This window comes from Kitasatospora sp. NPDC051170 (assembly GCF_044455705.1).
Lineage (GTDB): Bacteria > Actinomycetota > Actinomycetes > Streptomycetales > Streptomycetaceae > Kitasatospora.
Genome location: NZ_JBITFA010000003.1, coordinates 196,119 through 222,871, shown reverse-complemented (window position 1 = coordinate 222,871; position 26,753 = coordinate 196,119). Strand labels below are relative to the sequence as shown.

The 26,753-nt window shown below is 73.0% G+C and carries 27 protein-coding genes and 1 riboswitch; of the genes, 17 read left to right on the top strand and 10 right to left on the bottom strand.

All coding sequences use genetic code 11. From position 1 onward, the window contains the following. Positions 1-120: 120 nt before the first annotated feature. Positions 121-906: an IclR family transcriptional regulator gene (locus ACIBCA_RS08050; protein WP_396281998.1), complete on the bottom strand. Its 786-nt coding sequence runs from the start codon at positions 904-906 to the stop codon at positions 121-123. A gap of 411 nt (positions 907-1,317) precedes the next feature. Here ACIBCA_RS08050 and ACIBCA_RS08045 point away from each other — a divergent pair, with 411 nt between their 5' ends. The 6 genes from ACIBCA_RS08045 (at position 1,318) to ACIBCA_RS08020 (ending at position 7,272) form a co-directional block, all read left to right on the top strand. Next, positions 1,318-2,370 (top strand): ABC transporter substrate-binding protein, encoded by a 1,053-nt coding sequence (locus tag ACIBCA_RS08045; protein WP_396281997.1) that lies wholly within the window; start codon positions 1,318-1,320, stop codon positions 2,368-2,370. A 187-nt stretch (positions 2,371-2,557) separates the two neighbouring features. Then, positions 2,558-3,583: an NrtA/SsuA/CpmA family ABC transporter substrate-binding protein gene (locus tag ACIBCA_RS08040; protein ID WP_396281996.1), complete on the top strand. Its 1,026-nt coding sequence runs from the start codon at positions 2,558-2,560 to the stop codon at positions 3,581-3,583. Beyond that, positions 3,580-4,443, top strand: coding sequence for an ABC transporter permease (locus tag ACIBCA_RS08035; RefSeq protein WP_396281995.1), 864 nt, complete (start codon positions 3,580-3,582; stop codon positions 4,441-4,443). Before ACIBCA_RS08040 ends, ACIBCA_RS08035 begins: the two co-directional genes overlap by 4 nt. Continuing rightward, positions 4,440-5,225 (top strand): ABC transporter ATP-binding protein, encoded by a 786-nt coding sequence (locus ACIBCA_RS08030; protein ID WP_396281994.1) that lies wholly within the window; start codon positions 4,440-4,442, stop codon positions 5,223-5,225. Before ACIBCA_RS08035 ends, ACIBCA_RS08030 begins: the two co-directional genes overlap by 4 nt. Positions 5,226-5,289: 64 nt before the next feature. Then, complete coding sequence (locus ACIBCA_RS08025; protein ID WP_396281993.1) at positions 5,290-6,195, top strand: ABC transporter substrate-binding protein; 906 nt, start codon at positions 5,290-5,292, stop codon at positions 6,193-6,195. Between the two features lie 3 nt (positions 6,196-6,198). Beyond that, positions 6,199-7,272, top strand: coding sequence for an LLM class flavin-dependent oxidoreductase (locus ACIBCA_RS08020; protein ID WP_396281992.1), 1,074 nt, complete (start codon positions 6,199-6,201; stop codon positions 7,270-7,272). Between the two features lie 109 nt (positions 7,273-7,381). Here the strand turns inward: ACIBCA_RS08020 and ACIBCA_RS08015 are convergent, their stop codons facing one another. Further along, positions 7,382-8,371: an aldo/keto reductase gene (locus ACIBCA_RS08015; protein WP_396281991.1), complete on the bottom strand. Its 990-nt coding sequence runs from the start codon at positions 8,369-8,371 to the stop codon at positions 7,382-7,384. 273 nt (positions 8,372-8,644) lie between these two features. Between ACIBCA_RS08015 and ACIBCA_RS08010 the strand changes: the two genes are divergently transcribed. From ACIBCA_RS08010 to ACIBCA_RS07975, 8 genes are all read left to right on the top strand, one after another. Continuing rightward, positions 8,645-9,220 carry a TetR/AcrR family transcriptional regulator gene (locus tag ACIBCA_RS08010; protein ID WP_396281990.1) on the top strand — a complete coding sequence of 192 codons (576 nt, stop codon included), beginning with the start codon at positions 8,645-8,647 and terminating at the stop codon, positions 9,218-9,220. 34 nt (positions 9,221-9,254) lie between these two features. Beyond that, a complete protein-coding gene (locus ACIBCA_RS08005; protein WP_396281989.1) occupies positions 9,255-9,911 on the top strand; it encodes a DUF4865 family protein in 657 nt (218 codons plus the stop codon). 17 nt (positions 9,912-9,928) lie between these two features. After that, positions 9,929-10,456, top strand: coding sequence for a carboxymuconolactone decarboxylase family protein (locus tag ACIBCA_RS08000; protein ID WP_396281988.1), 528 nt, complete (start codon positions 9,929-9,931; stop codon positions 10,454-10,456). Then, entirely contained in the window at positions 10,453-11,391 is a 939-nt protein-coding gene (locus ACIBCA_RS07995) for a phosphotriesterase (protein WP_396281987.1), read from the top strand. The genes ACIBCA_RS08000 and ACIBCA_RS07995 overlap by 4 nt, the downstream gene beginning before the upstream one ends. Positions 11,392-11,508: 117 nt before the next feature. After that, a complete protein-coding gene (locus tag ACIBCA_RS07990; protein WP_396281986.1) occupies positions 11,509-12,171 on the top strand; it encodes a Pr6Pr family membrane protein in 663 nt (220 codons plus the stop codon). 10 nt (positions 12,172-12,181) lie between these two features. Further along, on the top strand, positions 12,182-12,655 hold the full coding sequence (locus tag ACIBCA_RS07985; RefSeq protein WP_396281985.1) for a GNAT family N-acetyltransferase: 474 nt from the start codon (positions 12,182-12,184) through the stop codon (positions 12,653-12,655). A 152-nt stretch (positions 12,656-12,807) separates the two neighbouring features. Continuing rightward, positions 12,808-13,908, top strand: coding sequence for an ArsR/SmtB family transcription factor (locus ACIBCA_RS07980; protein ID WP_396281984.1), 1,101 nt, complete (start codon positions 12,808-12,810; stop codon positions 13,906-13,908). A gap of 126 nt (positions 13,909-14,034) precedes the next feature. Beyond that, entirely contained in the window at positions 14,035-15,195 is a 1,161-nt protein-coding gene (locus ACIBCA_RS07975; protein WP_396281983.1) for an alpha/beta hydrolase, read from the top strand. 146 nt (positions 15,196-15,341) lie between these two features. On the opposite strand, the gene ACIBCA_RS07970 is transcribed toward ACIBCA_RS07975, so the two are convergent. Continuing rightward, positions 15,342-15,671: a MoaF-related domain-containing protein gene (locus ACIBCA_RS07970; protein ID WP_396281982.1), complete on the bottom strand. Its 330-nt coding sequence runs from the start codon at positions 15,669-15,671 to the stop codon at positions 15,342-15,344. 349 nt (positions 15,672-16,020) lie between these two features. After that, positions 16,021-16,187, top strand: a riboswitch (cyclic di-AMP (ydaO/yuaA leader). Between the two features lies 1 nt (position 16,188). Here ACIBCA_RS07970 and ACIBCA_RS07965 point away from each other — a divergent pair. Further along, on the top strand, positions 16,189-17,472 hold the full coding sequence (locus ACIBCA_RS07965; protein ID WP_396281981.1) for a family 16 glycosylhydrolase: 1,284 nt from the start codon (positions 16,189-16,191) through the stop codon (positions 17,470-17,472). An 89-nt stretch (positions 17,473-17,561) separates the two neighbouring features. On the opposite strand, the gene ACIBCA_RS07960 is transcribed toward ACIBCA_RS07965, so the two are convergent. Both ACIBCA_RS07960 and ACIBCA_RS07955 read right to left on the bottom strand, forming a co-directional pair. After that, entirely contained in the window at positions 17,562-18,212 is a 651-nt protein-coding gene (locus ACIBCA_RS07960) for a hypothetical protein (RefSeq protein WP_396281980.1), read from the bottom strand. A gap of 78 nt (positions 18,213-18,290) precedes the next feature. Beyond that, positions 18,291-19,088, bottom strand: coding sequence for an IclR family transcriptional regulator (locus ACIBCA_RS07955; RefSeq protein ID WP_396281979.1), 798 nt, complete (start codon positions 19,086-19,088; stop codon positions 18,291-18,293). 168 nt (positions 19,089-19,256) lie between these two features. On the opposite strand from ACIBCA_RS07955, the gene aceB reads away from it, so the two are divergent. Further along, complete coding sequence (gene aceB, locus ACIBCA_RS07950) at positions 19,257-20,876, top strand: malate synthase A (protein ID WP_396281978.1); 1,620 nt, start codon at positions 19,257-19,259, stop codon at positions 20,874-20,876. Between the two features lie 101 nt (positions 20,877-20,977). Then, complete coding sequence (locus tag ACIBCA_RS07945; RefSeq protein WP_396281977.1) at positions 20,978-21,364, top strand: gamma-glutamylcyclotransferase; 387 nt, start codon at positions 20,978-20,980, stop codon at positions 21,362-21,364. Between the two features lie 245 nt (positions 21,365-21,609). Here the strand turns inward: ACIBCA_RS07945 and ACIBCA_RS07940 are convergent, their stop codons facing one another. From ACIBCA_RS07940 to uraD, 5 genes are all read right to left on the bottom strand, one after another. Then, a complete protein-coding gene (locus tag ACIBCA_RS07940; RefSeq protein WP_396281976.1) occupies positions 21,610-22,995 on the bottom strand; it encodes an 8-oxoguanine deaminase in 1,386 nt (461 codons plus the stop codon). 99 nt (positions 22,996-23,094) lie between these two features. Further along, positions 23,095-24,579 carry a nucleobase:cation symporter-2 family protein gene (locus tag ACIBCA_RS07935; protein ID WP_396281975.1) on the bottom strand — a complete coding sequence of 495 codons (1,485 nt, stop codon included), beginning with the start codon at positions 24,577-24,579 and terminating at the stop codon, positions 23,095-23,097. A 124-nt stretch (positions 24,580-24,703) separates the two neighbouring features. After that, complete coding sequence (gene pucL, locus ACIBCA_RS07930; RefSeq protein ID WP_396281974.1) at positions 24,704-25,624, bottom strand: factor-independent urate hydroxylase; 921 nt, start codon at positions 25,622-25,624, stop codon at positions 24,704-24,706. Between the two features lie 27 nt (positions 25,625-25,651). Beyond that, entirely contained in the window at positions 25,652-25,987 is a 336-nt protein-coding gene (gene uraH / locus ACIBCA_RS07925; protein ID WP_396281973.1) for a hydroxyisourate hydrolase, read from the bottom strand. Positions 25,988-26,077: 90 nt separating this feature from the next. Continuing rightward, entirely contained in the window at positions 26,078-26,581 is a 504-nt protein-coding gene (uraD, locus tag ACIBCA_RS07920) for a 2-oxo-4-hydroxy-4-carboxy-5-ureidoimidazoline decarboxylase (RefSeq protein WP_396281972.1), read from the bottom strand. Between the last annotated feature and the right edge of the window lie 172 nt (positions 26,582-26,753).

Genomic DNA, 26,753 nt, shown 5'->3' with positions numbered 1-26,753 from the left:
CGCTCTTCCCCCGGCGGCGTCTCCTCGACCGCGCTTCCTCGACCGCTACGGCGGGTCGCCCCGGACGCTCGTCCGGCGGGCGGCCCGCCGTAGCGCGTTTTCGGAGGTCGGGGGCTCGGCTCAGGCGCGCTGGTCGGGCGGCAGCAGCAGGACGGCCAGGGCGTCGGCGCAGGCGCGGGCGTGGCCGAGGAACCAGTCGAGACGGTCGTCGGTGAGATGGGCCGGGGTCGAGCGGACGGCCAGGGCGAAGCGGGCCTGCCCGGTGATGTCCAGGACGGGCACCGCGACCGTGCGCACCCCGGCGGCCGACTCACCGTCGTTGACGGCGTACCCGAGGGCCCGGACCTTCCCCAACTCCTCCTCCAGCAGTGCCGGTTCGGTGATCGTCCGGTCGGTGAAGGAGCTCAGCCGGCCGAGGGCCGACAGCGCGGACTCGCCCGGGCGCGGCCAGGCCAGCAACACCTTGCCGAGCGCCGTGGAGTGCAGCGGCCGGCGCAGGCCGAGGCCCGTGTCCGGGCGGACGGAGCCGCCCACCAGGATCACCGCGTGCGAGCCGCTGCGGATGGCCAGGTCGGCGGTGGCGTTGGTGCGCTCGGCGAGGCGGTTCAACTCCGGTGCGGCCAGGTGGAGTCCGCGCTGGTGGAAGGTGAGCTGACCGAGTTCGGCTACCGCCGGGCCGAGCCGGTAGCGCGCCGTCTGCTCGTCCTGCTCCAGGAAGCCGGCGCTCACCAGCGTGCGGGCGAGCCGGTGCGCGGTCGAGACCGAGAGGTCCATCCGGCGGGCCAGGTCCGAGGCGCTCAGGTCCGGTCCGTTGTCGTGGAAACAGTGCAACAGCCCCAGCGCGCGCTGGACGGCCTGCGCACCGGCCGGCGGACTCTGGACGGCGGCGGTCGCGGCCTCGGCCATGGCACCTCGCGTTTCGGTTCGACGACTTCGAAGATCCGGCCGGTCCGCCGGAGGAAGTCTCAGCGTAGGCCAGCGGGTGCTGCGGGATTGTGTCGGCGTGGTTGCAATGGGATGGCGTTCGTGAACAACAGATCCCACGATGTGGCAAACCCTTGCCCCGGGCTCCGCCACCGTGGAACGCTCGACGCATCGCCCCGGAAGCCCTCGGCCCGGGCGTACCCGATTCGCGCCGACCGGCATCAACCGGCATCAACCGGCATCAACTCGCAGGAAGGAGAGGAGCCGTGACCATGCACCGGTGTCCCTCGCCCTGCGTCTGTCGTCCCTGACGCCACCCCTTCACACCGGTCGGGTGTCCGACCGCGCGTTCCCCGATCTCCGGCCTTCGACTTCCGCAGAGGACCACATCCCGTGTCCAGCCGTGCCCTTGGTGCCCGTGACTCCGCCCCCGACTCCGCCCCCGACACCCTCTGGTTCACCCGCTGCCCGGTGCCCACCGCGACCGGCATCGCCGCCGACCAGGGCTGGCTCGCGCGGGAGTTCGCCGCCGACGGGATCACCGTCCGCTCCCTGCAGGACGCGCCTCCGGAGGAGGCGGCCGACCACCACTACACCCACGCGCTCCCGGGCCTGTTCCGCGAGGGCGGCAACGTCCCCGCGCTGTGGGCGCGTTCGCGCGGCGAGGCGACCCGGCTGATCGGGCTCACCTGGATCGAGGAGCGCCAGGTGGTGCTGGTCCGGGCGGGCAGCGGGATCACCGAGCCGGCCCAACTGCGCGGTCTGCGGCTGGCGATCCCACATCATGGCATCGCCATCGACTTCTGGCGGGCCATGGCCCTCGCCGGCTTCCACGGCGCCCTGGGCCTCGCCGGGCTCACCCTGGACGATGCCGAGTTGGTGGACGTCCCCGCGCCGCGCGGCGGCGGGCAGTGGGCGGGCGAGCTGGCGGCGCTGCGGGACGGCGTCGTGGACGCCGTGTACGTGAAGGGGGCGCTCGCCGTGGAGGCGGCCCGGCGGATCGGCGCGGAGGTGGCCGTCGACCTGGACACGCTGCCGGACCGCCGGGCCCGGGTCAACAACGGGACGCCCCGGCCCGTGACCGTCCACCAGCGGCTGCTGGACGAGCGCCCCGATCTGGTGACCCGCTTCCTGGCCGTCCTGCTGGACGCCGCCGACTGGGCGGCCGACCGCCCGGAGGAGGTGGCGCGGATCCTGCGGGCCGAGACCGGCGCGGGCGCCGAGGGAGTCGCCGGAGCCTACGCGGCCGGCGGCCACCGCACCCTGCACCTCGACCTGTCGGGGGAGCGGCTGGACCTCCTGGCGCAGCAGGAACGTTTCCTCAGGGGGCGGGGATTCCTCGCCGCCCCGGTGGACATCGCCACCTGGGCCGCCCCCGAACCGCTGCGCGCCGCCCGTGAACTGCTGCGCGAGCGGCGGGCCGGGTTGAGCGCCGTGAACACCTGACGGCTGACAGCTGACAGCTGACAACTGACGACTTGCAGCGAACAGCTGACAGATGACAGCGAACGGATGTCAGCGAACAACCACTGAAATCCGTCATCCGACACCCGTCGTTTGACATCCGTCAGCTGCGACCCGCCCTTCCCCGCCCCCCGACTTCCGCCCCCCGACCTCCCCTGGAGTTCCTCGCATGACCCCCTCCGCCCGCCTCGCCCTCGCCGCCACCGCACTGCTCGCCTCCACCGCCCTGGCCGCCTGCGGCTCCTCCACCGAGGGGGGCAAGGCTTCCGCCGGCGGGGCCGGTGGGGCGGAGGTGGTGCTCCGGCTGCCCGATCCCGGCAACAACGGCTTCCTCGCCCGTGGCAAGAAGGACGGCACGCTCGACAAGGCCCTCGCCGCCGTCCACGCCAAGGTCGCCTGGACGGGCAGCGCCGGGCCGTTCGCCCCGGCCGCGCAGGCGCTCTCCGCCGACCAGCTCGACATCGCCCAGGGCTCGATCACCTCGGCGGTGGCCGCGCTCGCCCAGAAGCCGGGCTTCAAGCTCTTCGCCCAGACGGCCCCCGACGGCGTCGGCGAGGGAATCCTGGTCAAGAACGACTCGCCCATCAAGTCCGTCCAGGACCTGGTCGGCAGGAAGGTGGCCGTCTCCCAGGGCGGCACCAGTGAGTACCTGCTGCTCAAGGCGCTGGAGAAGAACGGCATCCCGGCCGACAAGGTCGAGCGGGTCTACCTGCGCGCCGACCAGACCTCCGGCGTCTTCAACTCCGGCCAGGTGGACGCCTGGGCGACGTGGAACACCTTCTCCACCCCCGCCGTCGCCAACGCCGGGGCCCACTTCCTGGTGAACGGCAAGGAGATCGGCTCCGACAACTACGCCGTCTGGGCGGTGCGCAACGGCTTCGCCGACAAGCACCCCGAGGTGGTGAAGACCTTCTACGCCTACCTGCGCGACAACGGCCAGAAGGAGAAGGCCGATCCGGCCGGATACCTCAACGTCTTCACTGACGCCGGCCCGACCGCCGTCACGCCCGCAGAGAAGGAGATCGCGGTGAACGTCAGCCGCCAGGGCGCCGTCGCCGACGTCATCTCCGAGGCCGACACCGCCCGCTTCGGCGTCGTCGCCACGTTCTTCGCCGACCAGAAGGTCACCAAGCAACTGGTCGACGTCAAGCCGTACCTGATCGACGTCAACAAGCTCGGAGACGGTGCCAAATGACCACCGCAACCCGTACCACCCCCGCCGACACCGAGGCGGCCCTCGCCGCGGGCCTGGTCGAGCCGCGCGCCAGGCGCCGCAGGCCCCGGTCCCGCGCGCTCGCGCTCACCCTGCGTACCCTCGGGCCGCTGGCCCTGCTCGCCGCCTGGTTCATCGCCTCCGCCACCGGCGCGCTCACCCAGGACGTCCTGGCCTCGCCCGCCCAGGTCGCCGAGGCGGTGGGGGAGTTGTGGGGCAACGGTCAGCTGACCGACGCCCTCGCCGTCTCCCTCACCCGCGCCGGACTCGGCCTGTTCTTCGGCGCCTCCGTCGGCCTGGTCCTCGGCGTGGTCACCGGATTCACCCGCCTCGGTGAGGAGTTGCTGGACTCGGCGATCCAAGTCCTGCGTACCGTCCCGTTCCTGGCGCTGGTCCCGCTGTTCATGGTGTGGTTCGGCATCACCGAGACCGCCAAGATCGCCCTGATCGGCGTCGCCACCAGCTTCCCGATGTACGTCTCTGCCTCCGGCGGCGTCCGCAGCACCGACCGCAAACTGGTCGAGGCCATGCACAGCTTCGGCCTCGGCCGCTGGGCCGTCGTGCGCACCGTCGTCCTGCCCGGGGCGCTGCCCTCGCTGCTCTCCGGGCTGCGGCTGTCGATGACGCTCAGCGTGATCGCCCTGATCGCCGCCGAGGAGATCAACTCCACCGAGGGCATCGGGTACTTGATGGCCCAGGCCCAGAACTACTCGCGCACCGACGTCCTCGCCGTCTGCATCCTGATCTACGGGCTGCTCGGCCTCGCCGCGGACCTGATCGTCCGCATCCTGGAACGCCTCCTGATGCCGTGGCGCCAGGCAGTCCAGGGAGCAGCCCGATGACCACGACCGTCCCGCCCCTCACGGACCCCGCCGAACCCGACCCCGAACCCGAACCCGACCCCGAACCCGACCCCGCCGCCGAGGTCGCCGCCCCGGCCGTCCATCTGCGGGGCCTGCGCCGGGAGTTCGGCACCCGGGCCGTCCTCGACGGCGTCGACCTGTCCATCGCCCGGGGCGAGTTCGTGGCCCTGCTCGGTGCCAGCGGCACCGGGAAGACGACCCTGCTGCGCATCCTCGGCGCGCTCGACCAGGCGGACGCGGGCACGGTGCTCGTGCCGCCGGTGCGGACGGTCGTGTTCCAGGAGCCCCGGCTGGTGCCGTCCAAGCGGGTGCTGGCCAATGTCACGGTCGGCCTGCCGCGCGGCGCCGCCACCCGGGAGACCGGGCTGCGGGCGCTCGCCGAGGTCGGCCTGGAGAAGCACGCCGACGCCTGGCCGGCGACCCTGTCGGGCGGGGAGGCGCAGCGCGTCGCCCTGGCCAGGGCGCTGGTGCGGGAGCCGCAACTCCTGCTCCTCGACGAGCCGTTCGCGGCGCTGGACGCGCTCACCCGGCTGCGGATGCAGGACCTGGTGGGGGACCTGGTCCGCCGCCACCGCCCCGCCGTCCTGCTCGTCACCCACGACGTGGACGAGGCCGTGCGTCTGGCGGACCGCGTGGCCGTCCTGCGGGGCGGCCACCTGATCCGCGACGAGGCGGTCGCCGTCGAGCACCCCCGCGACCCGGCCGATCCCGCCTTCGCCGCCCTGCGCGCCCGCCTGCTCGCCGACCTCGGCGTCCACTGACCCGCCCCGAAACACCCCGCCCCCCATCCCCCGTTCGCCGCACGTACCACCGGAGTTGAGAGCCATGACCGTCACCCTCGGCGTCCACGCCAGTAACCCGTCCCTCTACTATCTGGCCCGACTGCCCTACCTGGACGAGGAGTTGGCCCCGCTCGGTGAGAGCGGCGCCTTCCACCACTACACGGACGGCACCCGCACCGGCGCCCTGCTCGCCGAGGGCACCATCGACTTCGGCGGCACCGGTTCCACCCCGCCGATCACCGCCCAGGCGGCCGGCCACGACCTGGTGTACGCGGCCGTCTCCGCGCCCCGCCCCGACCACGGCGCCCTGCTCGTCCTGGACTCCGGCCCGGTTCGCACGGTGGCCGACCTCAAGGGCGGCACCGTCGTCCTCGGCATCGGCTCCTGGCAGACCCACCTGCTCGCCAAAGCCCTGGACGCGCAGGGGCTCTCGTACGGCGTGGACGTGACGCCCGCCCGCCCCGAGGCCGGGGCCGACCAGGCACAGCGGCTGCGCGACGGCGAGATCCTCGGGTGGATCGCCCAGGGCGCCGAACTCGCCGCCGCCCGCCGTGGCGGTGGGTTCCGGGAGCTGATCCGCACCGGCGACGTCATCACCGACCGCTCGGTGTTCTTCACCCGCCGGGACTTCGCCACCGCCCGCCCCGAGGTGGTCGCCGCGATCGCCGCCGCCCTGCGGCGGGCCGACGCCTGGGCGGCCGCCAACCCGGCCGAGGCCGCCGCGATCGCGGCCGAGGAGCTGGGCGGGCAGGCGGCCGACTGGGAGACCGCGCTGACCGCGCTGCCCTGGGAGTTGGAGCCCGCCACCGCCGGGTTCGTCGCCGAGCAGCAGGAGGCGGCGGACATCTTCCACCGGGTCGGGTTCGTCGACCGCGCGCTGACCGTCGCGGACGCCCATCTGCCCTCCCTCGAGGGCCCGGTGGCGGCCGCGCTCGCGAAGGCGGTCTGAGTCATGGCCTCCGAAGTCCTCTGGTACATCATCCCGCGCGAGGGCCACTACCCGTGGGAGCCCGCCGGGCGTCGCCCCGTCGACCTGCGCTACCTCCAGCAACTGGCGGGCAGCGTCGAGCGGTTGGGCTACACCGGCGCTCTGCTGGCCACCGACCTGTACGACGTCTGGACGCTCGGCAGCGCCCTCGCGGCCGCCACCACCCCGGCGTTCAAGCCGCTGCTGGCCGTCCACCCCGGGCTGATCTCGCCCACGTTGCTGGCGAAGTCGGCGCTCAGCTTCGACCAGCTGCACGGCGGCCGGCTGCGGTTCAACGTGGTCAACGGCTCCACCGCGCAGCTGCGCGAGTACGGCCTCGACGTGGAGCACGACGACCGCTACCGGCTCAGCGCCGAGTACTGGTCGATCGTCAAGCGCCTCACGGCGGGCGAAGTCTTCGACCACAAGGGCGAGTTCTACGACCTGAAGAACGCGGGCGCGAGCCTGCGGGAGCTCACCCCGGTGCAGCCGGGCGGCATCCCGCTCTGGTTCGGCGGCAGTTCGGCGGCCGGCATCGAGATGGCGGCGCAGCACGTGGACGTCTACCTGACCTGGGGCGAGCCGCCGCACCTGCTCAAGGAGAAGCTCGACCTGGTGCGCGAGCGGGCCGCCGCCCACGGCCGGAGCCTGCGGATCGGCCTGCGGCTGCACCTGATCGTCCGCGACACCGAGGACGAGGCGTGGGCGGCCGCCGACCGGCTGCTGGACGTCACGAGCGAGGCGACGTACGCGCGCCAGCTGGGCGGGGCGAAGGGCGAGGACGGGGTCGGCTGGCAGCGCCAGTTCCGCCAGCACGGCGGCAAGGTCCCGGCTCGGGCCCGGGAGCTGGAGTCCTCCCCGAACCTGTGGCCCGGGATGAGTCTGTTCCGCCCGGGCCCCGGCACGGCGGTGGTGGGTTCGACGGCGCAGGTCATCGAGCGGCTCCAGGAGTTCGAGTCCCTGGGCGTGGACACCTTCATCCTCTCCGGGAACCCCCTGCTCGAGGAGGCGCACCGGGTGGCGGAAACGGTTCTGCCGGCCCTGGGCATCAAGCGCTGACGGGACGCGGCGGGGTACGGCAGGCCCTGACGCGGCAGGACAGGACGGGACGCGGCAGGTCGGGACGGAACGAGGCGGGGGCCGGTGCGGTGGCCCCCGCCTCGGCGCCTCAGGCGCTCAGCCGGTCGATCTCCGCCAGCTCCTCGGCCGTCAGCGGGCCGCCGGCCAGCGCGTCGAGGTTCTGGTCGAGCTGGGCCACGCTGCTCGCGCCGATGATCACCGAGACCACCCGCGGGTCGCGCAGCACCCAGCTCAGCGCCAGCTGCGCCAGGGTCTGACCTCGGCCCTCGGCGACCTTGTTCAGGGCGCGCAGCTGCTCCAGCTTGGCCTCGGTCAGGGCCTCCTCCCGCAGGAACTTGCCGACCGACATCCGCGACCCGGACGGCACCTTCCCGGAGAGGTAACGGTCCGTCAGCAGCCCCTGGGCGAGCGGCGAGTAGGCGATCAGGCTGGTCTGGGTGTCGCCCACCGCCTCCAGCACCCCTTCCTCCACCTTGCGGTTGAGGATCGAGTACACCGACTGGTTGAGCAGCACCGGGGTGCCCATCTCCCGCAGGATCGCCACCGCCTCGCGGTGCTGCTCCGCCGGGTAGTTGGAGATCGCGGCGTACAGCGCCCTGCCCGAGCGAACCGCCGTGTCCAGCGCCCCCATGGTCTCCTCGACGGGGGTCTCGGGGTCGTAGCGGTGCGAGTAGAAGACGTCGACGTAGTCCAGCCCCATCCGGGCCAGCGACTGGTCGAGGCTGGCGAGCAGGTACTTGCGGCTGCCGCCGTCGCCGTACGGGCCGGGCCACATGTCCCAGCCCGCCTTGCTGGCGATGAACAGCTCGTCGCGGTACGGCCGGAAGTCCTGCGCGAACAGGTACCCGAAGTTGCGCTCCGCGCTTCCGTACGGCGGGCCGTAGTTGTTCGCCAGGTCGAAGTGGGTGACTCCCCGGTCGAAGGCGCGGCGCAGCACCGCGCGCTGCACGTCCAGCGGCTGGGCGTCGCCGAAGTTGTGCCAGAGCCCGAGGGAGACGGCGGGCAGCCGCACGCCGCTGCGGCCGGCCTTGCGGTAGGTCATCGAGGCGTAGCGGTCATCCGAGGCGAGGTAGGTCATGGCGGACATCCTGCCAGTCGCGTCCCGCCGGGCGCCCTGCGCCGACCGGCCTTCTGCGCGTCGCCGGAACGGGCCGGTCTGCAGGTCTCACGGACCGTCACGAGAACCACCGTGCGTGACGTGACGTGCGCCACCCGGTGAGGCGGAATGCCGCCTCGCAGTACGGGGGATGACGAACGGTCGAGGGGCCGTGGCCGCCGGGGGGCGGCGCACGGCCCTCGGTCGTGAATCGGTACTGGCGCTCTGTACCTACTGGTATGTACAGTGATCCACGTGACCACCCAGGACCGTCTCATCGAGAGCACCCAGGCCCTCCTCTGGGAGCGCGGCTACGTCGGCACCAGCCCCAAGGCCATCCAGCAGCGCTCAGGCGTCGGCCAGGGCAGCATGTACCACCACTTCACCGGCAAGCCCGACCTCGCCGCCGCCGCTCTGCGCCGCAGCGCCGACCAGATGCGCGCGATCGCCGAGGCCGACCTCGCCACCCCCGGCAGCGCCCACGACCGCATCGCCGCCTACCTCCGCCGCGACCGCGACGTGCTGCGCGGCTGCCGGATGGGCCGGATGGCCCAGGATCCGGACGTCGTCGCCGACCCGCAGCTGCGCGCCCCCGTCGAGGAGACCTTCGACTGGCTGCGCGGCCGCATCGCCGAGCTGATCGCCGAGGGCCAGGCGGGCGGCGAGTTCACCCCCGGGCTCGACCCGGCCGACACCGCCGCGGCCCTGGTCGCCGTCGTCCAGGGCGGCTACGTGCTCGCCCGCGCGGCGGACGGCCCGGAGCCCTTCGAGCAGGCCGTCCGAGGGGCGCTCGGCCTGCTCGCCGCCCACCGGGCCCCGGCCCGGTCGTAGCACCGGAACCCCCAGTGATCAGGGAGACCATGCCGTGCACGCCATGCAGTACGAGATCACCCTCCCCGCCGACTACGACATGGGGATCATCCGCCGACGCGTCGCCGAACGCGGCCACCTGCTCGACGGCCACCCGGGGCTCGGCCTCAAGGCGTACCTGATCCGCGAGCGCGGCCGCGACGCCTCGCCCGTCAACCAGTACGCGCCGTTCTACCTCTGGCGTACGGCCGAGGGCATGAACGGCTTCCTCTGGGGCCCCGGATTCCGCGGCCTGAGCGCCGACTTCGGGCGGCCCGCCGTCCGGCACTGGCTCGGCGCGGGCCTCGCGCACGGCTTCGGTGGCGACAACGGCGGCGACAACGGTGGGCAGGCGCCGAACAACGGACAGGATCTGCAATCTGTTCGGAGTCCGGATGCCGGCCGGATGCCGACCACCGCCACCCGCGACACCGTCCGGCTCCCCGAGGCCTCCGACCCGGCCGAGGCGGTCGAACGCGCCCTCGCCGAACTCCCCACCACACACCCCGCCCTGCACACCGCCGCCGTCGCCGTCGACCCCGACCGGTGGGAACTCCTCCGCTTCGCCCTCTGGCACGGCCCGGCCCCCGAGGACGTCCCCGGCACCCGGTACCAGGTGCTCCACCTCTCCCGCCCCGAACTCACCCGGCTGCCCGCCGGCCGTCACTGGTGAAAGGACCCACCACCACCATGTCCGCAGACATCGCCGACCTGACGCCCACCGACCTCGCGCCCACCGACCTCGCCCCCACTGGCCTGACGCCCGCAGGCCTGACGCCCGCCCCGCTCGACCGCGCCGCCGGCTACGCCGCGCTCGCCGAGTACGCGGGCCCGGCCGCCGCCGGCACCCTCGGCGGCCTCGAGGCCATAGCCCCCGGCTTCCCCGACTGGATCGTCACCGCCCTCTTCGGCGGCACCTACCAGCGCCCCGGCCTCACCCCGCGCGACCGCCAGGTCGCCAACCTGGCCGCCCTCACCGCCCTCGGCGGCGTCGAACCCCAGCTCGCCGACCACGTGCGCAACAGCCTGCGGATCGGGCTGAGCCGCGAGGAGATCACCGAGGTGATCGTCCACCTCGCCCCGTACGTCGGCGTCCCCAAGGCCCTCGCGGGCCTGCGCGTCGCCACCGCCACCTTCACCCAGGTCGAGCAGGCCGACCAGGTCGCGCAGGCCGCGCAGGCCGCCCAGACCTCCCAGGCCGAGCAGGCGAAGGCATGACCCCCGCCGCCCCCGCCGCCCGTACGGTCCGCACCGTCCTCGGCGACCTCGACCCCGCCGACCTCGGCCCCACCGACTCCCACGACCACCTCTTCATCCGCAGCCCCCTCCTGCCCGGCGAGGAACTGGACGACCCGACCGCCGCCGCCGAGGTCCTGCACGCCTTCGCCGAAGCCGGCGGCCGCACCCTCGTCCAATGGACCCCGTACGGCATGGGGCGCGGCGCCGCCCACCTCGCCGAACTCTCCCGCGCCACGGGCGTCCACCTCCTCGCCGCCACCGGCACCCACCAGGCCGCCCACCACGTCCCGCACACCACCCCGTACGGCACGCCGTACGAGAACCTCGCCGCCCGCTTCGTCGCCGACCTCACCACGGGCCTGCCCGGCGCCCCCGAGGGCGTCCGGGCCGGGCTGATCAAGATCGCGAGCGACCCCGGGCCGAGCACCGCCCACGCCCGCCGGGTCCGCGCCGCCGCGGCCGAGGCCCACCACGCCACCGGCGCCCCGATCGCCGTCCACCTGGAGGCCGCGGGCGACCCGCACGAGATCCTCGACGACCTGCGCGAGCACCACGGCGTCCCGGCCGACCGGATCGTCCTCGGCCACCTCACCCGGCTCACGGACCCGGCCCTGCACCGCGGCCTCGCCGCCGAGGGCGTCCACCTCGCCCTCGACAGCCCCTCCCGCGCCGGCCACCCCACCGACCTCCAGGCGTTCGACGTCATCGCCGACCTGGTCGACGCCGGCCACGCCGACCGCCTCCTCCTCGGCGCCGACACCACCACCCGCACCGCCCGCCGCCTCGGCGGCCCCGCCCGCCTCCTCACCGACCTCGCCCCCCGCCTGTCCCGCACCTTCGGCCCCGATCTGCCGCACCTGCTGCTCACCACCAACCCGGCCACCGCCTTCGCCACCGCCTGGCGCCGGCCGTAGCGGCACCCGCCGTAGCGGCGCCCGCCCGCACAGCGGACCACGCCTCCTGTGGCCGCCCGCCGCCACCCGGGTTTCAATCCGAGTAGCCCTGCCGGCCCCAGAGAGGCGGACCCGACGATGCCCCCGAGCACCCACGCCCGGCTCGCGCCCGTCCGGCTCGCCGTCGCCGCGTTCACGGCGGTCGCGCTCTGCTTCTCCGGGTACCACGCCGCCACCGACGTGACCGGGGTGGTGAACTTCTTCGGGTACTTCACCAACCTCAGCAACCTCGCCGCAGTCGCCGTGCTCGGCTACGGCGGCTGGGCCGGGCTCACCGGGCGGCCGCCGGTGCCGGGGGCGGTGCGCGGGGCGGTGGTGCTGTACCTGGTGATCACGGGGCTGGTGTACGGCACGCTGCTGCTCAAGTACCCGGACCTGCAGGTCATCCCGTGGGTCAACGACGTCGTCCACCGGGCGATGCCCCTCGTCCTGCTCGCCGACTGGGTGATCGACCCTCCGGCACGGCGCGTCGGCCCGAGGGCGGTGGCGGCCTGGCTGGTGTTCCCGCTGGTCTACCTGGTGTACAGCCTGCTGCGCGGGCACGCCGTCGACTGGTACCCGTACCCCTTCCTCGACCCGGCGCTGCACGGCGGCTACCGGCGGGTCGCGGGGGCCTGCGCCCTGCTGGCGGCGGCGTTCCTGCTGATCGGCGCGGGCATCGCCGCCCTCGGCAACGCCCTGGCGCGGCGGCGCCGGACGCGGCAAGGGGCCGTGGTCCGGCGGCGTCACGCCCGGGCGTAGCCTGGCCGTCGTGACCGATCTGCGCACCCTCACCCCCGCCGACGGCCCGCTCTGGCACGACCTGCGCGTCGCCGCGCTGACGGACGCGCCGCAGGCGTTCAGGGCGAGCCTGGCCGACTGGCACCACGGCGGCGCGCAGCGCTGGCGCGCCCGCCTCGACGATCCGCGCGCCCACCAGGTGGCGGCCTTCCTCGACGGCGCGGCGGTCGGCCTCGCCGCCGGCATGCCGGGGCCGGCGCCCGAGGTCCGGGAACTGCGCTCGCTCTGGGTCGCCCCGAAGGCGCGCGGCCGGGGAGTGGCGGACCTGCTCATCGCCGAGGTCGAGCGCTGGGCTCGCGAGGACGGCGCCACCACCCTGCACCTCGGCGTCCTCCCGGCGAACGAACCCGCTCTCGCCCTCTACCGCCGCCACGGCTTCACCCCGCTCGCCGAGCGTGCGGGCGAAATCGTCCTCGCGAAGCCGCTGCGCCCCGCCCACGCCTGACAGCGGACCCCGGCACCCCGGCACCCCGCCCGGTTCCCCGGCTCCCCGGCGCCCCCCGGCGGAACGGAATCCGGGGAACCGGGTGACGTGTCCACCCCCGGGTGATTCGATGCCTTCCGAGACTGTTCGAAGCCGTCCGAGGGGGCCCGCCCGTGATCCGGATCGACCTGGGCGTGCGAGGTCTGGGCAGGGTCCGGTTCGCGGCCTCGCCCCTCGACACGGCCAAGGATCTGCTCTTCACCCTCGCCCGCACCCCGCAGGTGCTCGGCCCGCGCTGGCGGGACAACGCCGTACGGGCCCTGGCGGAACGGAAGTTGGGCCTGCTGGCCGCCGTCGCGGGCGGCGGTCCGCTCGGCTATGCGCCCGACTTCCTGCGGCCGGAGTCGACGGGCTTCGACATGACGCTCACCGGCGGTCTGCACCTGGTGGCCACCACCCCGGCCGAGCGGGTCCGCTACGAGCTGTCGGCGGCGCTGGAGGGCCACGCCTGGGACCGCAGTCCGGCGCACCGCCCGCCCCGGCTGCTGCTGGCGGCCCTGGACCGGGGCGAGGAGTACCTGGCGCAGCGGATCGCCGGGGAGATGGAGCAGTTCTGGCACGCCGCCCTCGCCTCGCACTGGCCGGGCATCCGCGCCCGCCTGGAGGGCGAGGTCGCCATCCGCGCCTCCGCGATCGTCACCCGGGGGATCTCGGACACCCTCGACAGCCTCGCCCCCAACCTCCGGGAGCGCGACGGCGTCCTCATCCTGACCCCGCTCGTCCCCGACTCCCACCGCATCGACCTCGAGGCCGACTCGGCGGTGCTCGTCCCCAGCGTCTTCGCGGGAAGGGCGATCTTCTGCGGCGGCGAACCCCCGGGCACGCCCGCGCGCCGCGGGCCGCTGATCGTCTACCCGGCCGCGCCGACCGACTGCCTGCCGCGCACCGGCCGCGACGAACTCCTCGGCGCGACCAGGGTGAAGCTGCTCGCCGAACTCTCCCAGCCGCACTCGACGGCGGAGCTGGCCACCCGCCTGTGCCTGAGCCCCGCCACCGTCTCGTACCACCTGCAGATCCTCCACCGTGCCGGGCTGGTGCAGCGCACCCGCCGCTCGCGTACGGTGCTGTACCAGAGGCTGGTGCGCACCCCCGGATCCGCCGCCGTCCCCGGAGCCGCCGTTCCCGGATCCGCCGTCCCCGGATCCGCCGTTTCCGGAGCTGTCGCCGCCCCCGGATCCGCCGCCGTTCCCGACCGGGAGCACCCCTCGACCTGACATCCAGCTTTCTCCCAGGTGACGCTAGGGTTGGACCTCACGCCCCGGCGGGGGAACCGGGGTGACCTCCCCGGATGTCCTCCGCCCCGGGGGCGCGGAGGTACGAGGCGTGGGAGCAAGTGGGACATGGGTCTGACGAGCCACAAGGTGCTGGCACTGACCGTTTTGATCGCCGTCGTGATGATGATCGGCACGGTCTGGCTGTGGCCCAGACTGGCGGGGAAGAGCTGGCAGGCGGTGCTCGGCCGGATCGGCGCGCTGCTCGGCACCCAGCTCACCGTGCTCGCGGCGCTCGGCCTGGTGGCCAACAACTACTTCGCGTTCTACAGCAGTTGGGACGACCTGCTGGGCACCGGTGAGACCGGCCCGGTGGTCATCCACAACAAGGCCGACGCCTCCGGCCGCCTCGTGGTGGACACGATCGGCACCGCCTCGGTCAAGGGCGGCGGCGCGATGGGCCGCGAGCCCGCCCAGTCCGGCGAGATCCGCAAGGTCCGCATCGACGGGAGGATCAGCCGCCTCTCCACCGAGGGCTACGTCTACCTGCCGCCGCAGTACTTCCAGCCCGCGTACGCCGACAAGCAGTTCCCGGCCGTGATCGTCAGCACCGGCTTCCCGGGAATCGCCGAGAACCTGATCACCCGCTTCAACTACCCGGGCGCGGCGCTCAAGCTCCTCCAGGAGGGGAGGATGCAGCCGACCGTCATGGTCCTGGTGCGCCCCTCGCCGGCCCTGCCGCAGGACACCGAGTGCGAGGACGTCCCGAACGGGGCGCAGTCCGACACGTACTTCGCCAAGGACGTGCCCTCCGCGATCCAGGCCAGCTACCGGGTCTCCACCGATCCGCAGGCGTGGGCGTTCATGGGCAACTCCACCGGTGGCTACTGCGCCCTCAAGCTGGCCATGCGCCACCCGGACGTCTTCCCGACGGCCGTCGCCCTCTCCGCGTACTACGACGCCCCGACCGACGACCCGACCACCGGCGACCTCTTCGGCGGCAGCGAGCAGCGCCGCCACGAGGCGAACCTGCTGTGGCGGCTCAGGAACCTGCCGCAGCCGAAGGTGTCCGTGCTGCTGGCGGGCACCAAGAAGGGCGACGGGAACTACCGGCAGGAGACCGAGGCGTTCGTCGACGCGGTGCAGAGCCCGATGAAGGTCTCGTACAGCATGCTCGAGAACGGCGGCCACAACTTCGAGACCTGGAGCGCGCTGCTGCCCTCCTCGCTGGAGTGGCTCTCCCAGCACCTCAAGGTCCCGGACCGGCCGGCCGCGTCCGCCACCGCCTGACAGGGCAGCGGCGGGGCCCGGGACCGTACGCCGGTTCCGGGCCCCGCCGCCGTTCCGTTCGTACGGGAAGGCGCTCGGGAAAGCGCTCAGGCGGGCGCTCGGGAAGGCACTCGGGAAGGCGCCCAGGAAGGCGCTCAGGCGGGTGCTCAGCCCACCCGCTCCAGGGTCCCGGTGTGCAGCTGGCCGACGCGGCCGCCCTCGCCCTCGAAGGTCCAGAACGCCCGGACGGTGAGCCTGGCCAGGTCCATCACGTGGCTGACGGTGATGCCGCTGCGCTCCGTCCAGCTCACGAAGTAGATCTCCGGCGCGACCTCGGCCACATGCAGGCCCACGTCCTCCCACTGGCCCGCCGACTCACCGAGGCCCTCCCAGCGCAGCCGTGTGCCGTCGGCCGAGTAGGTGTTGCGGAACGCCGCGCCGTTGTCGACCCGGAAGACGTAGGTGCGGCCGGCGAAGCCGGGCAGGGACGTGGTCATGGTGGGGCGGCTCCTCGGTCGGGAGGTGGGCGGGCAAGGCGTCGGGCTGGTGGTCCCGGTGTTCCCACGCGCTCTTGTGCAGTGCGTAGGAGGACAGGCCTCCAATTTATCCGACTGGGCCCACACGGGCGGCGCCATTCTCCGGTATGGAGTCGGCCGGGCCCGTACGCGCCACCCCGGCGTGATCAACTCGCCCGCCACGCAGCGTGGTTGATCGACACCACTGTGAGGTGCGCGACAACGGGCCCCGGAGAGTTGTCCGCCCACGGACGAGTTGCCTAGCCTGCAACCGTCGTCCGCCCCCGCGGACCCCGCCGCCGGGACGCCGAGTCCCGTCCACCCGCCGGCGGGCAGTCGAGCACCACAGTGGACGGGAGCGGGGGAACCAAGGTCAGTGCCCGGCCCTGCGCTCCCGCGCAGCGGCCGCGGCTTGGGGTGAAGCCGCCTCCCACAGGCGGCCGGGCTTCCTCGGCCCGAACCCGACAGCTCACCTCGCAGGCGTCGCAGAGGACACACCATGCTCAAGCCTGCCCGGGCCCGCCGCGTCGCGCGCCACGCCCGCCCCTCCCACCGCGGCCGCAACGCCGCCCTCGCCGCCACCGGCGCGCTCGCCATCGGAGGCGCCGGCCTCCTCGGCCTCCCGGCCGCCACCGGCGCCCAGGCCGCGACCGCCCCGACCGTCACCCAGGACCGCCTGGCCCCGGCCACCATGGTCGCGAACAAGGCCACCACGGCCTCGCTCACCCTCCACTCCTCGGCCTGCTTCACCGCGAAGACCGTGGGCGTGGGCGTGCGCGACGCCGCCGGCACCAACCTGGACTTCCCCGGCAACGCCTCCAACGTGCGGATCTGCCCCAGCGGCCTGAGCTTCACCAGCGCCGCCCGCACCCTGCCCGCCGGCACGTACACCCAGTTCGGCTTCTGGCAGGACCAGGCCGGCGCCTGGCACAACCTGGCCTCGCAGAAGCTCGTGGTCTCCACCACCGCGACGCCCACCCCGAGCCCGACCCCGACCCCGACCCCAAAGCCCACGCCCACGCCCACGCCGACTCCGACTCCGACTCCGACGCCCACCCCGGCCCCGAACCCGCAGGCCGCGCCGATCGCCGGCAAGTCGATGGCCTTCTACGAGGAGTTCAACGGCCCGATCGCGTACGGCTCCCGCTGGACCGGCGACCAGAGCAGCTCGTACCACTACAAGACCCACAACCCGGACGACAACAAGCTCGACTGGATCGACCAGAGCAAGGTCTCCGTCTCCGGCGGCGTCGCCACCTTCACCGCCGCGCCCGGCAGTCACACCCTGGAGAACGGCAAGCAGGCGTGGGACGCGGGCCTGCTCACCACCGAGTACTCCAGCCAGGGCTTCAAGGTGAAGGCCGGCGACTACGCCGAGACCCGCGTCAAGCTCCCGGCGGGCACCGGCGCCTGGCCGGCGCTGTGGACCTGGAACGGCGACAGCGGCGCGCACGGGGAGATCGACTCCTTCGAGTACCACCCCGACAACCCGAACCTGCTCGAGCTGACCAACCACGTCAACCCCAGCAACCCCGAGTACTGGACCAACCCCAAGACCGTCGCCAAGGATCAGTGGGTCACCATCGGCACCTACTACGGCGCCAACTCGGTGGACTGGTACGTCAACGGCGTCAAGGTCCACTCCGACGGCAAGGGCGTCGGCGCCAACTGGTCCGCGTACCTGATCCTCAACCTGTCGGTGTCCGCCGGGAAGTACCACCCCTCCCCGCAGGGCAACACCCCGATCACCATGGCCGCGGACTACGTCCGCGTCTACCGCTAGGAAGCGCGGACGGGACGTACGGACTGTCAGGACGGACAGGTAGTACGGACTGTTGGGACGGACTGTCAGTACGGACGGCCCGGAGGACGTCACCCGGCAGCCGGTTCGGCGACCGTGAGGTCGTACGGCTGCCGGGTGCCCGCGTCCTCCGGGTCGTCCGCGCTGCGCACCGCGACCCAGCCGCCGCCGAGCCGGCCCGGGCGCAGCTCCGGGTCCAGGCGCACCGGCACCAGCGCCGTCGCGGTGCGCAGTGGCGGCAGCCCGGGGCCGAAGACGCAGCGCACCAGGCGGCCGCGGCGCAGCACCTCGCAGTCGGCGGGGAAGTACGGGCCCTGCGGGGAGACGCCCTGCGGCAGTGCGACCAGGACGGTGAAGGGGGAGGCCGTCGTCTCCGGGCCGCGGTTGGCGACGAAGGCGTGCACGGTGGTGGTGCCGCCGGGCGGGGCCGGGTCCGGGTCGATCCGGACGACCTCCAGCTTCGAGTCGGAGGCCGCGGGGGAGGGCGCGGGGGAGGCCTGTGCGACCAGGACGGGCGCGGGCGGTGCCAGGGACGACCCCGGGGTCAGGAGGGCGGCCGCGCAGACCGCCGCCGCGACGGTCCTGCCGACGACGACGCCTCCCTGTGCTCGTCCGCGCACCACCATGTCCGGCTCACCCTGCTCTCGTGCCGCGCCCGCCCGCACCGTCGCGGGCGGCGTCCGCACCAGGGTGGCGCAGCCGCCGCCGCGGCCCGGGTGCAACCCGCCCGTCGTCCGCCCGAAAGGGGGAGCGGGGGAGCGGGGACGGGGGAGCGGGCGGTTTGTGGTCGCGCCGGAGCGTCAGGGCGCGAGGACCTGCCCGAGCCGTGCGGCGATCCCTTGCATCACCGGCACCAGCGCGGCCGCTCCGGTCTGTTCCTCCAGCGCCCGGACGCGGGCCTCGGGGCCGGAGACGGACAGCGCGGTGGGCGTCGGCGCGCCCGGGACGGCGAGGGCGATGCAGCGTACGCCGATCTCCTGCTCCTGGTCGTCGACCACGTAGCCGCGCTCGCGGGCCTCGGCGAGCTGGCGCATCAGCTCCTGCGGGTCGGTGACGGTGAACCGGGTGTGCGCGGGCAGGGGGTTGGGGCCGAGGACGGCGCGTGCCTCGTCCTCGGGGAGCTGGGCGAGCAGCGCCTTGCCGACGCCGGTGCAGTGCGGCTGCACCCGGCGCCCGACCTCGGTGAACATCCGCATCGAGCGCCGCGACTGCACCTGCCCGACGTACACCACCTCGCCGCCCTCCAGCACCGCCAGGTTGGCGGTCTCGCCGGTGGCCTCCATGAGCTCGGCGAGGTACGGGCGGGCCCAGCTGCCGAGCAGGCGTCCGGCGGTCTCGCCGAGGCGGATCAGCCGGGGGCCGAGGGTGTAGCGGCGGGCGGTGTCCTGGCGGACGTAGCCCTGCTGGACGAGGGTGCGGACCAGCCGGTGGATGGTGGGCATGGGCAGGCCCGAGCTGCCGGAGAGCTCGCTGAGCGTGGCCACGCCGCCGGAGTCGGCCAGTGCCTCCAGGAGCTGGAAGGCGCGTTCGACGGACTGCACGCCGCCACTCGCGCGGTCGGCGCCGGTCGTCGATGCTGATTCGGGGGTACGGGCCACCGGAGTTCCCTTCGCTGTCGGGGCGGAGTAGAGTCCCGGCGATCTTTCAACAACCCGTTGAAATTCTGTATCGCGGAAACTAGTGTCCACCTTACAGAATCGGACTCGCCGACAGGTGGGTTCCGACCGCGGAAGTCAGGCTCAACCGTCTCTAGGAGTGTCCTGCTCATGGCTGCAGATCCCGTCACTGTCGCCGGTCCGAACATCCCCCGGGCGCAGGAGGTGCTCACCCCGGAGGCGCTCGACTTCGTCGCCGGACTCCATCGCGCCTTCGAGGGGCGACGGCAGGAACTGCTCGCCCGGCGCCGGGCCAGGCGCGCGGAGATCGCCGCCACCGGTACCCTGGACTTCCTCCCCGAGACCGCCGGCATCCGCGCCGGGGACTGGAAGGTCGCCGAGGCGCCCCGCGCCCTCCAGGACCGCCGGGTCGAGATCACCGGGCCCACCGACCGCAAGATGGTCATCAACGCCCTCAACTCCGGTGCGCGGATCTGGCTCGCCGACTTCGAGGACGCCACCTCCCCGACCTGGGAGAACGTGATCGGCGGTCAGATCAACCTGACCGACGCCTTCGAGGGCCGCATCGACTTCACCACCTACGCCGGCAAGTCCTACACCCTGAGGCCCGCCGCCGAACTCGCCACCGTCGTCGTGCGCCCGCGCGGCTGGCACCTCGACGAGAACCACCTGCTGGTCGACGGCACCCCGGTCGCCGGCGCGTTCGTCGACTTCGGCCTCTACTTCTTCCACAACGCCGCCCGGCTGCTCGCCAGGGGCGCCGAGGACCCGAACTCCGGCCCCTACTTCTACCTGCCGAAGACCGAGAGCCACCTCGAGGCCCGGCTCTGGAACGACGTGTTCACCCACGCCCAGGCCCGACTCGGCATCCCGCCCGGCACGATCCGCGCCACCGTGCTGATCGAGACCATCACCGCCGCCTTCGAGATGGACGAGATCCTCTACGAGCTGCGCGAGCACGCCGCGGGCCTCAACGCGGGCCGCTGGGACTACCTGTTCTCGATCGTCAAGAACTTCCGCGACGCCGGGCCGAACTACATCCTGCCCGACCGCAACACCGTCACCATGGCCTCGCCGTTCATGGCCGCCTACACCCGGCTGCTGGTGCGGACCTGCCACCGGCGCGGCGCCCACGCCATCGGCGGCATGGCCGCGTTCATCCCCAGCCGCAGGGACCCGGAGGTCAACGCGGTCGCCCTGGAGAAGGTCCGGGCGGACAAGGACCGCGAGGCCGGCAACGGCTTCGACGGCTCCTGGGTCGCCCACCCGGACCTGGTGCCCGTCGCCCGCGCCTGCTTCGACGCCGTGCTCGGCGAGCGCCCGCACCAGAAGGAGAACCCCGGCCCTGCGGAGCCGGTCACCGCCGCGCAACTCCTCGACATCGCCGGCGCCGGAGGCCACTGCACCCGTGCCGGGCTGCACAACGCCGTCCAGGTGGGCGTCCGCTACATCGAGGCGTGGCTGCGCGGGCTCGGCGCCGTGGGCATCTTCCACATGATGGAGGACGCGGCCACCGCCGAGATCTCCCGCTCGCAGATCTGGCAGTGGATCCACAACGGCGTCGTGCTCTCCGACACCGGCGAGAAGGCCACCGCCGAGCTGGTGCGGGGCCTCGTGGCCACCGAACTCGCCGAACTGCAGGAGGAGTTGGGTGAGGAGGAGTACGGGGCCGGCCGCTGGGAGGAGGCTGCCCGGCTCTTCGAGCAGGTCGCCCTGGCGGAGGAGTTCGTCGACTTCCTGACCCTCCCGGCCCTGCCGCTGCTCGGCTGAGCGCGACGCCCTTCCCCCCAACTCCGTTCCGTGCGGCGGTGATTCCGACTGTCCTCATCGCCGCCGTACGGAACGGCCCTCGGCAGCAGAGGAGTTCACGTATGGCGCGCATCTTCTTCAACGGGCAGGCGATGGTCGGCGGACCGTTCCACGCCAAGGTCGCCGACGGTCTGATCGGGCCGGCCAGGACGGCCCCCGGCTACCGCTTCTTCTCCATCGACGACGTCTGCCCGGGGCTGCTCGCCGACCCGGCCGTGGACACCGCCATCGAGGGCGAGCTGTACGAGATCACCCTGGAGCACCTGCGGGACGTCATCCTGCCCGGCGAGCCCCGGGAGCTGGAACTGGGCGTGATCGGGCTGGACGACGGCTCGGCCTGCCTGTCCATGCTGCTCGCCCGGGGCGAGCTGGAGCGTGGCGTCCACCGGGAGATCACCCACCACGGCGGCTGGCGCGCGTACCTGGCGACGCTGGGGCGCACGGCCTGAGGACGGCGGCGAACAGCTGACGGGTTTCAGCGAACGGATGACAGTTGGCAGCTGACGGATGTCACCGAACAGACGATGTTCGCTGACATCCGTCAGCTGTCAACTGTCGCCTGTCACGTGTCACCCGCCCGCATCGCGGCCCCGAACCCTCGCCGTGGGTTCGGGGCCGCGCTCCGTCCGTACCTGCCGGCCGGGCGGAGTCCGGGTCACGCACCGTCCCTGGGCGCCCCGGAGTCGTGGGGGTGTCACACCGGCCGGGCGGCCAGCTCCCGGGCGGCGCGGGCGCAGGCGAGGGCGATCCTGTCCTCGTCCACGGTGGTCAGCACGCCCTTCTCGACCACGGCGTTGCCGTTGACGAACAGCACCGACAGCGGTGGCAGCGCGCCGAAGGTCAGCGCCGCGACCGGGTCGGCGATCGAGGAGTGCATCACCCCGTCGACCTTCCACAGCGCCAGGTCGGCGAGCTTGCCCACCTCCACCGACCCGATCTCGTGCTGCCGCCCGAGCACCCGGGCGCCGCCCATGGTGCCCAGCCGCAGCGCCTGGCGCCCGGTGAGGGCGGCGGGGGAGCCGTGCAGCCGGTTGATCAGCAGCGCGTTGCGCAGTTCCGTGCCCAGCTCGCCGGACTCGTTGGAGGCGGTGCCGTCCACCCCGAGCCCGACCGGCACCCCGGCGCGCAGCATGTCGGGCACCCGCGCGATCCCGGCGCCGAGGCGGGCGTTGGAGGAGGGGCAGTGCGCGACGCCCGTCCCCGTCTCGGCGAACTTGGCGATGTCGGAGTCGTTCATGTGCACGCAGTGCGCCATCCAGACGTCCTCGCCGAGCCAGCCGACCGACTCGAAGTAGTCGGTCGGCCCCATTCCGAACAGCTCCTTGCAGAACCGTTCCTCCTCAGCCGTCTCCGACCCGTGGGTGTGCAGCCGCACGCCCTTGCGGCGGGCCAGCTCGGCGGACTGCCGCAGCAGGTCGGTGGAGACGGAGAACGGCGAACAGGGCGCGAGCGCCACGTGCAGCATGGAGCCGAAACCGGCGTCGTGGTAGCGGTCGACGGCGGCCTCGGAGGCGGACAGGATCGCGTCGAGGTCCTCGACGGCGTGGTCCGGCGGCAGCCCGCCGTCCTTGCGGCTGCGGTCCATCGAGCCGCGCAGCGCCGTGAAGCGCAGCCCCAGCTCCTGGACGGCCTCGACGGAGGCACCGAGCACGTCCCCGCCGTCCTTCGGGAAGACGTAGTGGTGGTCGGAGGCGGTGGAGCAGCCCGACTTGAGCAGGGCGGCGGCCGAGCCCTGGGCGGCGGCGTGGACGAGGTGCTCGTCGATGCGCGCCCAGGTCGGGTAGAGGGCGACCAGCCAGTCGAAGAGGATGGAGTTCTGGGCGAGGCCGCGGGTGATCCACTGGTAGAAGTGGTGGTGGGTGTTGACCAGCCCGGGGGTGACGAGGTGCCCCTCGGCGTTGATCCGCCGTACGACATCGTCCAGCCAGGCGGGCGCGGGGCCGTCGCCGACCGACTCGATCCGGTTGCCGCGGATCACCACGTGCCCGCGGGCGTACTCGGTGTCCTGGGCGTCGACGGTCGCGATGGCGGCGTTCTCGATGACGATCCGCTGCTCGGCGGGCGGTGGCTGGACGGACATGGTGTGACTCCTTGGGGGCGGGCCCGCGAGGCGCGGGCGGGGGCCGGGAGAGGCGCGTACCGGGGGCGTACCGGGGGGCGTGCGCCCCTCCCGGGCCGGTCAGGACGGTGTCGCCGTGGGCACCTTCGAACCGGAGGCCCGGCCGGATCCGGACCGGCGGGCGGCTCCGACGTGGTGGAAGAGCAGGTTGAGCAGGACGGCCGTCACGCAGCCGGCCGAGATCCCCGAGTGCATCAGGGTGCGGACGGCCTCCGGGAAGGCGTCGTAGAAGGTCGGTACGGCGATCGGCACGATGCCGACGCCGAGCGAGACCGACACCAGGATGGTGTTGCCACCGGATTCCATTCCGGCCTCCGCGAGGGTGCGGATGCCGCTGGCCGCGACCGTGCCGAAGAGCACGATCCCGGCGCCACCCAGGACGGGCTGCGGCACCACGGAGACGAGTGACCCGAGCACCGGGAAGAGCCCCAGCAGGATCAGGATGCCTCCGCCGGCCGCGACCACGAAACGGCTGCGGACCCGGGTCAGCGCCACCAGCCCGATGTTCTGGGCGAAGGCGCTGGCCGCGAAGCCGTTGAGGACCGGGCTGAGCGCGGTGGCCAGCCCGTCGGCCCGCAGGCCCGCGGCGAGGACGGGTTCGTCCGCCTCGCGGCCGACGATCCTCCCGAGGGCGAGCATGTCGGCGGTGGACTCGGTCATCGAGACCACCATGACGATGCACATCGAGGCGATCGCGGCCGCGTCGAACTGCGGGGCGCCGAAGTGGAACGGCGAGGGGAGCGAGAAGACCCGGGCGTCCCGGACGCCGCCGAAGTCGGTCAGGCCCAGGGGGAAGGCGGCCAGGGTGCCGACCGCCAGGCCCAGGAGCAGGGACAGCCGCTGCCAGAACCCGCGCAGCAGCCGGTTGCCGAGCACCACCGCGGTGAGGGTGACCGCGGCGAGGCCGATGGCCCGCATGGAGCCGTACCCGGGCGCGGACGGGGAGCCGCCGCGCGCCCAGTTGACCGCCACCGGCAGCAGGGACACCCCGATGAGGGTGATCACGGTGCCCTGGACGACCGGGGGGAAGAACCGGATGAGCTTGCAGAAGTACGGCGCCGCGAGGAAGCACAGGCTCCCCGCGACGATCACGGCGCCGAAGATCACCGGGAGGGCGTTCTGAGCGCCCCCGTCATGATCGATGCTGCCCCGTGAGACGGCGACCATGGGCGCCACGCCGGCGAAGGAGACGCCGTTGACGAACGGCAGTCGCGCGCCGATCCGCCAGACGCCCAGGGTCTGGAGCAGGGTGGCCAGCCCCGCGGTGAACAGGCTGGCCGATATGAGCAGGGCGAGGTCGGCGGGCGACAGCCCGACCGCGGCGCCGACGATCAGCGGGGGTGCGACGACTCCCGCGTACATCGCGGCGACGTGCTGCAGACCGGTGGTGAACAGCTTCACCGGCGGCAGCATCTCGTCCACGGGGTGGATCCCGGTCGTCCGGTCTGGCCCGGTCGTCCGGTCCGGCCCGGCCGGTGAGTCCGGCCCGGGGGTTCTCGCAGGGGTGGAGCCGCCGTCTGTACTGCTGGTGGTGCTGGGTTCCATGTCGAGCCCCTCTTGTGCCCGTGGTTCCCGGCGCGCCGAGGGCGCTGGAGACCGGCTGACGATGTGGGGGAGGCCGAGGGCGGGACGGCGGTGCAAGGGTCCCTCGGCCGGGGGTGGGCCTGGGTCAGACCACCGGGATGACCGGGGTGACGCCCTCGCGGTGCACGGTGCCCTCGATCAGGCCGTACATGCGGTCCGCGGCGTAGTAGACCTCGTTGTCGTTCTCGAGCCCGAAGGGTTCCAGGTCCACCAGGAAGTGGTGCTTGTTGGGCAGTTCGAGGCGGACCTCGTCCACCTCGGGGCGGTTGTTGAGGACCCTGGTGCCCATCGCGTGCAGGGTCTGCTGCAGCGAGTAGGAGTAGGTCTCGGCGAACGCCTCCAGCAGGTGGCGCCGCACCTGGGTGTAGGAGCGGTTCCAGTGGGGCTGGGCCTCGCCCTCGCGGCCGCTGTAGCCGTACTTCCAGCGGGCGGTGACCTGGGTGGCGAGGATGCGGTCGTACGCCTCCTTCAGGGTGGTGTACCGGTCCTTGATGTAGCCCCAGAACTCCGAGTTGGTGGAGTTCATGACGACCAGGTCCTTGAGGCCGGAGATCACCTGGACGCGCTCGCCGTCGTAGACGACCTCGGTGGTGCGGACCTCCTGCCCGCTGCGGACGAAGGAGTGGCCGATCTCCTCGGAGCCTATGAAGCGGGCGGAGCTGTCGGGCGTGCTGATCCGCTCCCAGGCGTACTCCTCGATCCGGATGCGGGCGCCGTGGACGACGCCGCGCTCGGTGTCGTCCACGAAGTGCCGGGCGAGGAGGACGCCGAAGGCCTCGGCGGACTCGATGCCGTGCGTCTTGGCGAAGGCGTACACGGTGTTCTTGGTGGTGTCGGTGGGAAGGCAGTTGGCGTTGGAGCCGGTGAGGTGGACATCCTCGAACTCGCCCTGGAGGGAGACCGAGACGTTCAGGTCCTTGATCTCGTGCCGGGTGGAGTCGCGCGTGACCCGGACGATGCGGTTCTCCGCCTTGCCGTACTGGTTCTGACCGAGCACGTGGGCCATGACTGGCTCCTAGGGTTCCAGGTCGGTCTAGCTTCCGCGGTAGACCGAGTATCCGAACGGATTGAGCAGCAGCGGCACGTGGTAGTGCGGCTGCGCGGGCGCGACCGTGAAGACGATCGAGACCTCGGGGAAGAACGGCGGCTCGGCGGACGCGCCCGCGTGGTACGCGGCCGTGTCGAAGAGCAGCCGGACGACCGAGCCCGCCTCCACGGCCGGCAGGTCCCTGACCCGGCCGTCGGAGTCCGTGGCGGAGGTGCCGAGCACCTTCCAGCCACCCTCGGTGCGCAGTGCGAGCTCGACGGGGACGCCCTCGGCGGGGAGGCCGAGGCTGGTGTCGAGCACGTGGGTGGAGATGCCAGTCATGGGCGAAGTGACCTTACTGATGGCAGAGGTGACGATGTGTCAGATCAGAGAGTGCGAGGGTTCGCCTCAGGGGGCATTCTTGACGATCCGTCAGGAAGCGTCGAGGAGGCGGCCCAGCCGGATGTCGTTGATCCTGCGCAGCTCGCCCCGGACGATCTCCGCCTCGGTGGCGGGGTCGTTGGGGTGGCGCTCGCGCAGGGCCGCGAGCATGGTGGTGGCGGTGCGGCCGGTCGCGCAGATGAGGAACACGTGGCCGAACTTCGCCTCGTAGGCGGCGTTGGCCGCGTGCAGGTCGTCGAGGACGGCGCGGTCCACGCCCCGGACGCCGGCCTGTTCGCGCTCGGAGGCGGCGTCGCCCGCCTTGGGCTCGCCGATCCGGGCGTGGCCGGACATCGCGTCGTGCAGGTCCTCGGTGGTCAGCCGCGCCATGGCCGCCGCGTTGGCGGCGAGCAGGGCTTCACGGCTGGACCAGGGCTTCGCCTCGGCGACCGCGGCGGCCCAGCGGGGGCTGGAGCATACCTCCAGCAGGATCTCGTCCAGCTCGGCCGGACCGGCCGCGGCCAGGGAGTCGAGGGTGTGGGGGTGGTTGGTCACGGGTGGACCTCCTGAAGAGTGGTGCCACCCGCAAAAGCTAGATCGACCCCACCCGGCCGTCAACAGTTTGTTGAACGGTTGGTTGTTACGTTTTGAATTTGCCCTTCCGGACCGGTGTCGGCCGGTGCTCCTCGAGCCGGCGCTTTTCGAGCCGGCGCTTTTCGAGCCGGCG

What these genes read in the sequence shown, in the direction of transcription:
- ACIBCA_RS08050 (WP_396281998.1), bottom strand. Translation starts at nt 906, where the DNA reads ATGGCCGAGGCCGCGACCGCCGCCGTCCAGAGTCCGCCGGCCGGTGCG.
- ACIBCA_RS08040 (WP_396281996.1), top strand. Translation starts at nt 2,558, where the DNA reads ATGACCCCCTCCGCCCGCCTCGCCCTCGCCGCCACCGCACTGCTCGCC.
- ACIBCA_RS08035 (WP_396281995.1), top strand. Translation starts at nt 3,580, where the DNA reads ATGACCACCGCAACCCGTACCACCCCCGCCGACACCGAGGCGGCCCTC.
- ACIBCA_RS08030 (WP_396281994.1), top strand. Translation starts at nt 4,440, where the DNA reads ATGACCACGACCGTCCCGCCCCTCACGGACCCCGCCGAACCCGACCCC.
- ACIBCA_RS08025 (WP_396281993.1), top strand. Translation starts at nt 5,290, where the DNA reads ATGACCGTCACCCTCGGCGTCCACGCCAGTAACCCGTCCCTCTACTAT.
- ACIBCA_RS08020 (WP_396281992.1), top strand. Translation starts at nt 6,199, where the DNA reads ATGGCCTCCGAAGTCCTCTGGTACATCATCCCGCGCGAGGGCCACTAC.
- ACIBCA_RS08015 (WP_396281991.1), bottom strand. Translation starts at nt 8,371, where the DNA reads ATGACCTACCTCGCCTCGGATGACCGCTACGCCTCGATGACCTACCGC.
- ACIBCA_RS08000 (WP_396281988.1), top strand. Translation starts at nt 9,929, where the DNA reads ATGTCCGCAGACATCGCCGACCTGACGCCCACCGACCTCGCGCCCACC.
- ACIBCA_RS07995 (WP_396281987.1), top strand. Translation starts at nt 10,453, where the DNA reads ATGACCCCCGCCGCCCCCGCCGCCCGTACGGTCCGCACCGTCCTCGGC.
- ACIBCA_RS07990 (WP_396281986.1), top strand. Translation starts at nt 11,509, where the DNA reads ATGCCCCCGAGCACCCACGCCCGGCTCGCGCCCGTCCGGCTCGCCGTC.
- ACIBCA_RS07975 (WP_396281983.1), top strand. Translation starts at nt 14,035, where the DNA reads ATGGGTCTGACGAGCCACAAGGTGCTGGCACTGACCGTTTTGATCGCC.
- ACIBCA_RS07970 (WP_396281982.1), bottom strand. Translation starts at nt 15,671, where the DNA reads ATGACCACGTCCCTGCCCGGCTTCGCCGGCCGCACCTACGTCTTCCGG.
- ACIBCA_RS07965 (WP_396281981.1), top strand. Translation starts at nt 16,189, where the DNA reads ATGCTCAAGCCTGCCCGGGCCCGCCGCGTCGCGCGCCACGCCCGCCCC.
- aceB (WP_396281978.1), top strand. Translation starts at nt 19,257, where the DNA reads ATGGCTGCAGATCCCGTCACTGTCGCCGGTCCGAACATCCCCCGGGCG.
- ACIBCA_RS07945 (WP_396281977.1), top strand. Translation starts at nt 20,978, where the DNA reads ATGGCGCGCATCTTCTTCAACGGGCAGGCGATGGTCGGCGGACCGTTC.
- ACIBCA_RS07940 (WP_396281976.1), bottom strand. Translation starts at nt 22,995, where the DNA reads ATGTCCGTCCAGCCACCGCCCGCCGAGCAGCGGATCGTCATCGAGAAC.
- ACIBCA_RS07935 (WP_396281975.1), bottom strand. Translation starts at nt 24,579, where the DNA reads ATGGAACCCAGCACCACCAGCAGTACAGACGGCGGCTCCACCCCTGCG.
- pucL (WP_396281974.1), bottom strand. Translation starts at nt 25,624, where the DNA reads ATGGCCCACGTGCTCGGTCAGAACCAGTACGGCAAGGCGGAGAACCGC.
- uraH (WP_396281973.1), bottom strand. Translation starts at nt 25,987, where the DNA reads ATGACTGGCATCTCCACCCACGTGCTCGACACCAGCCTCGGCCTCCCC.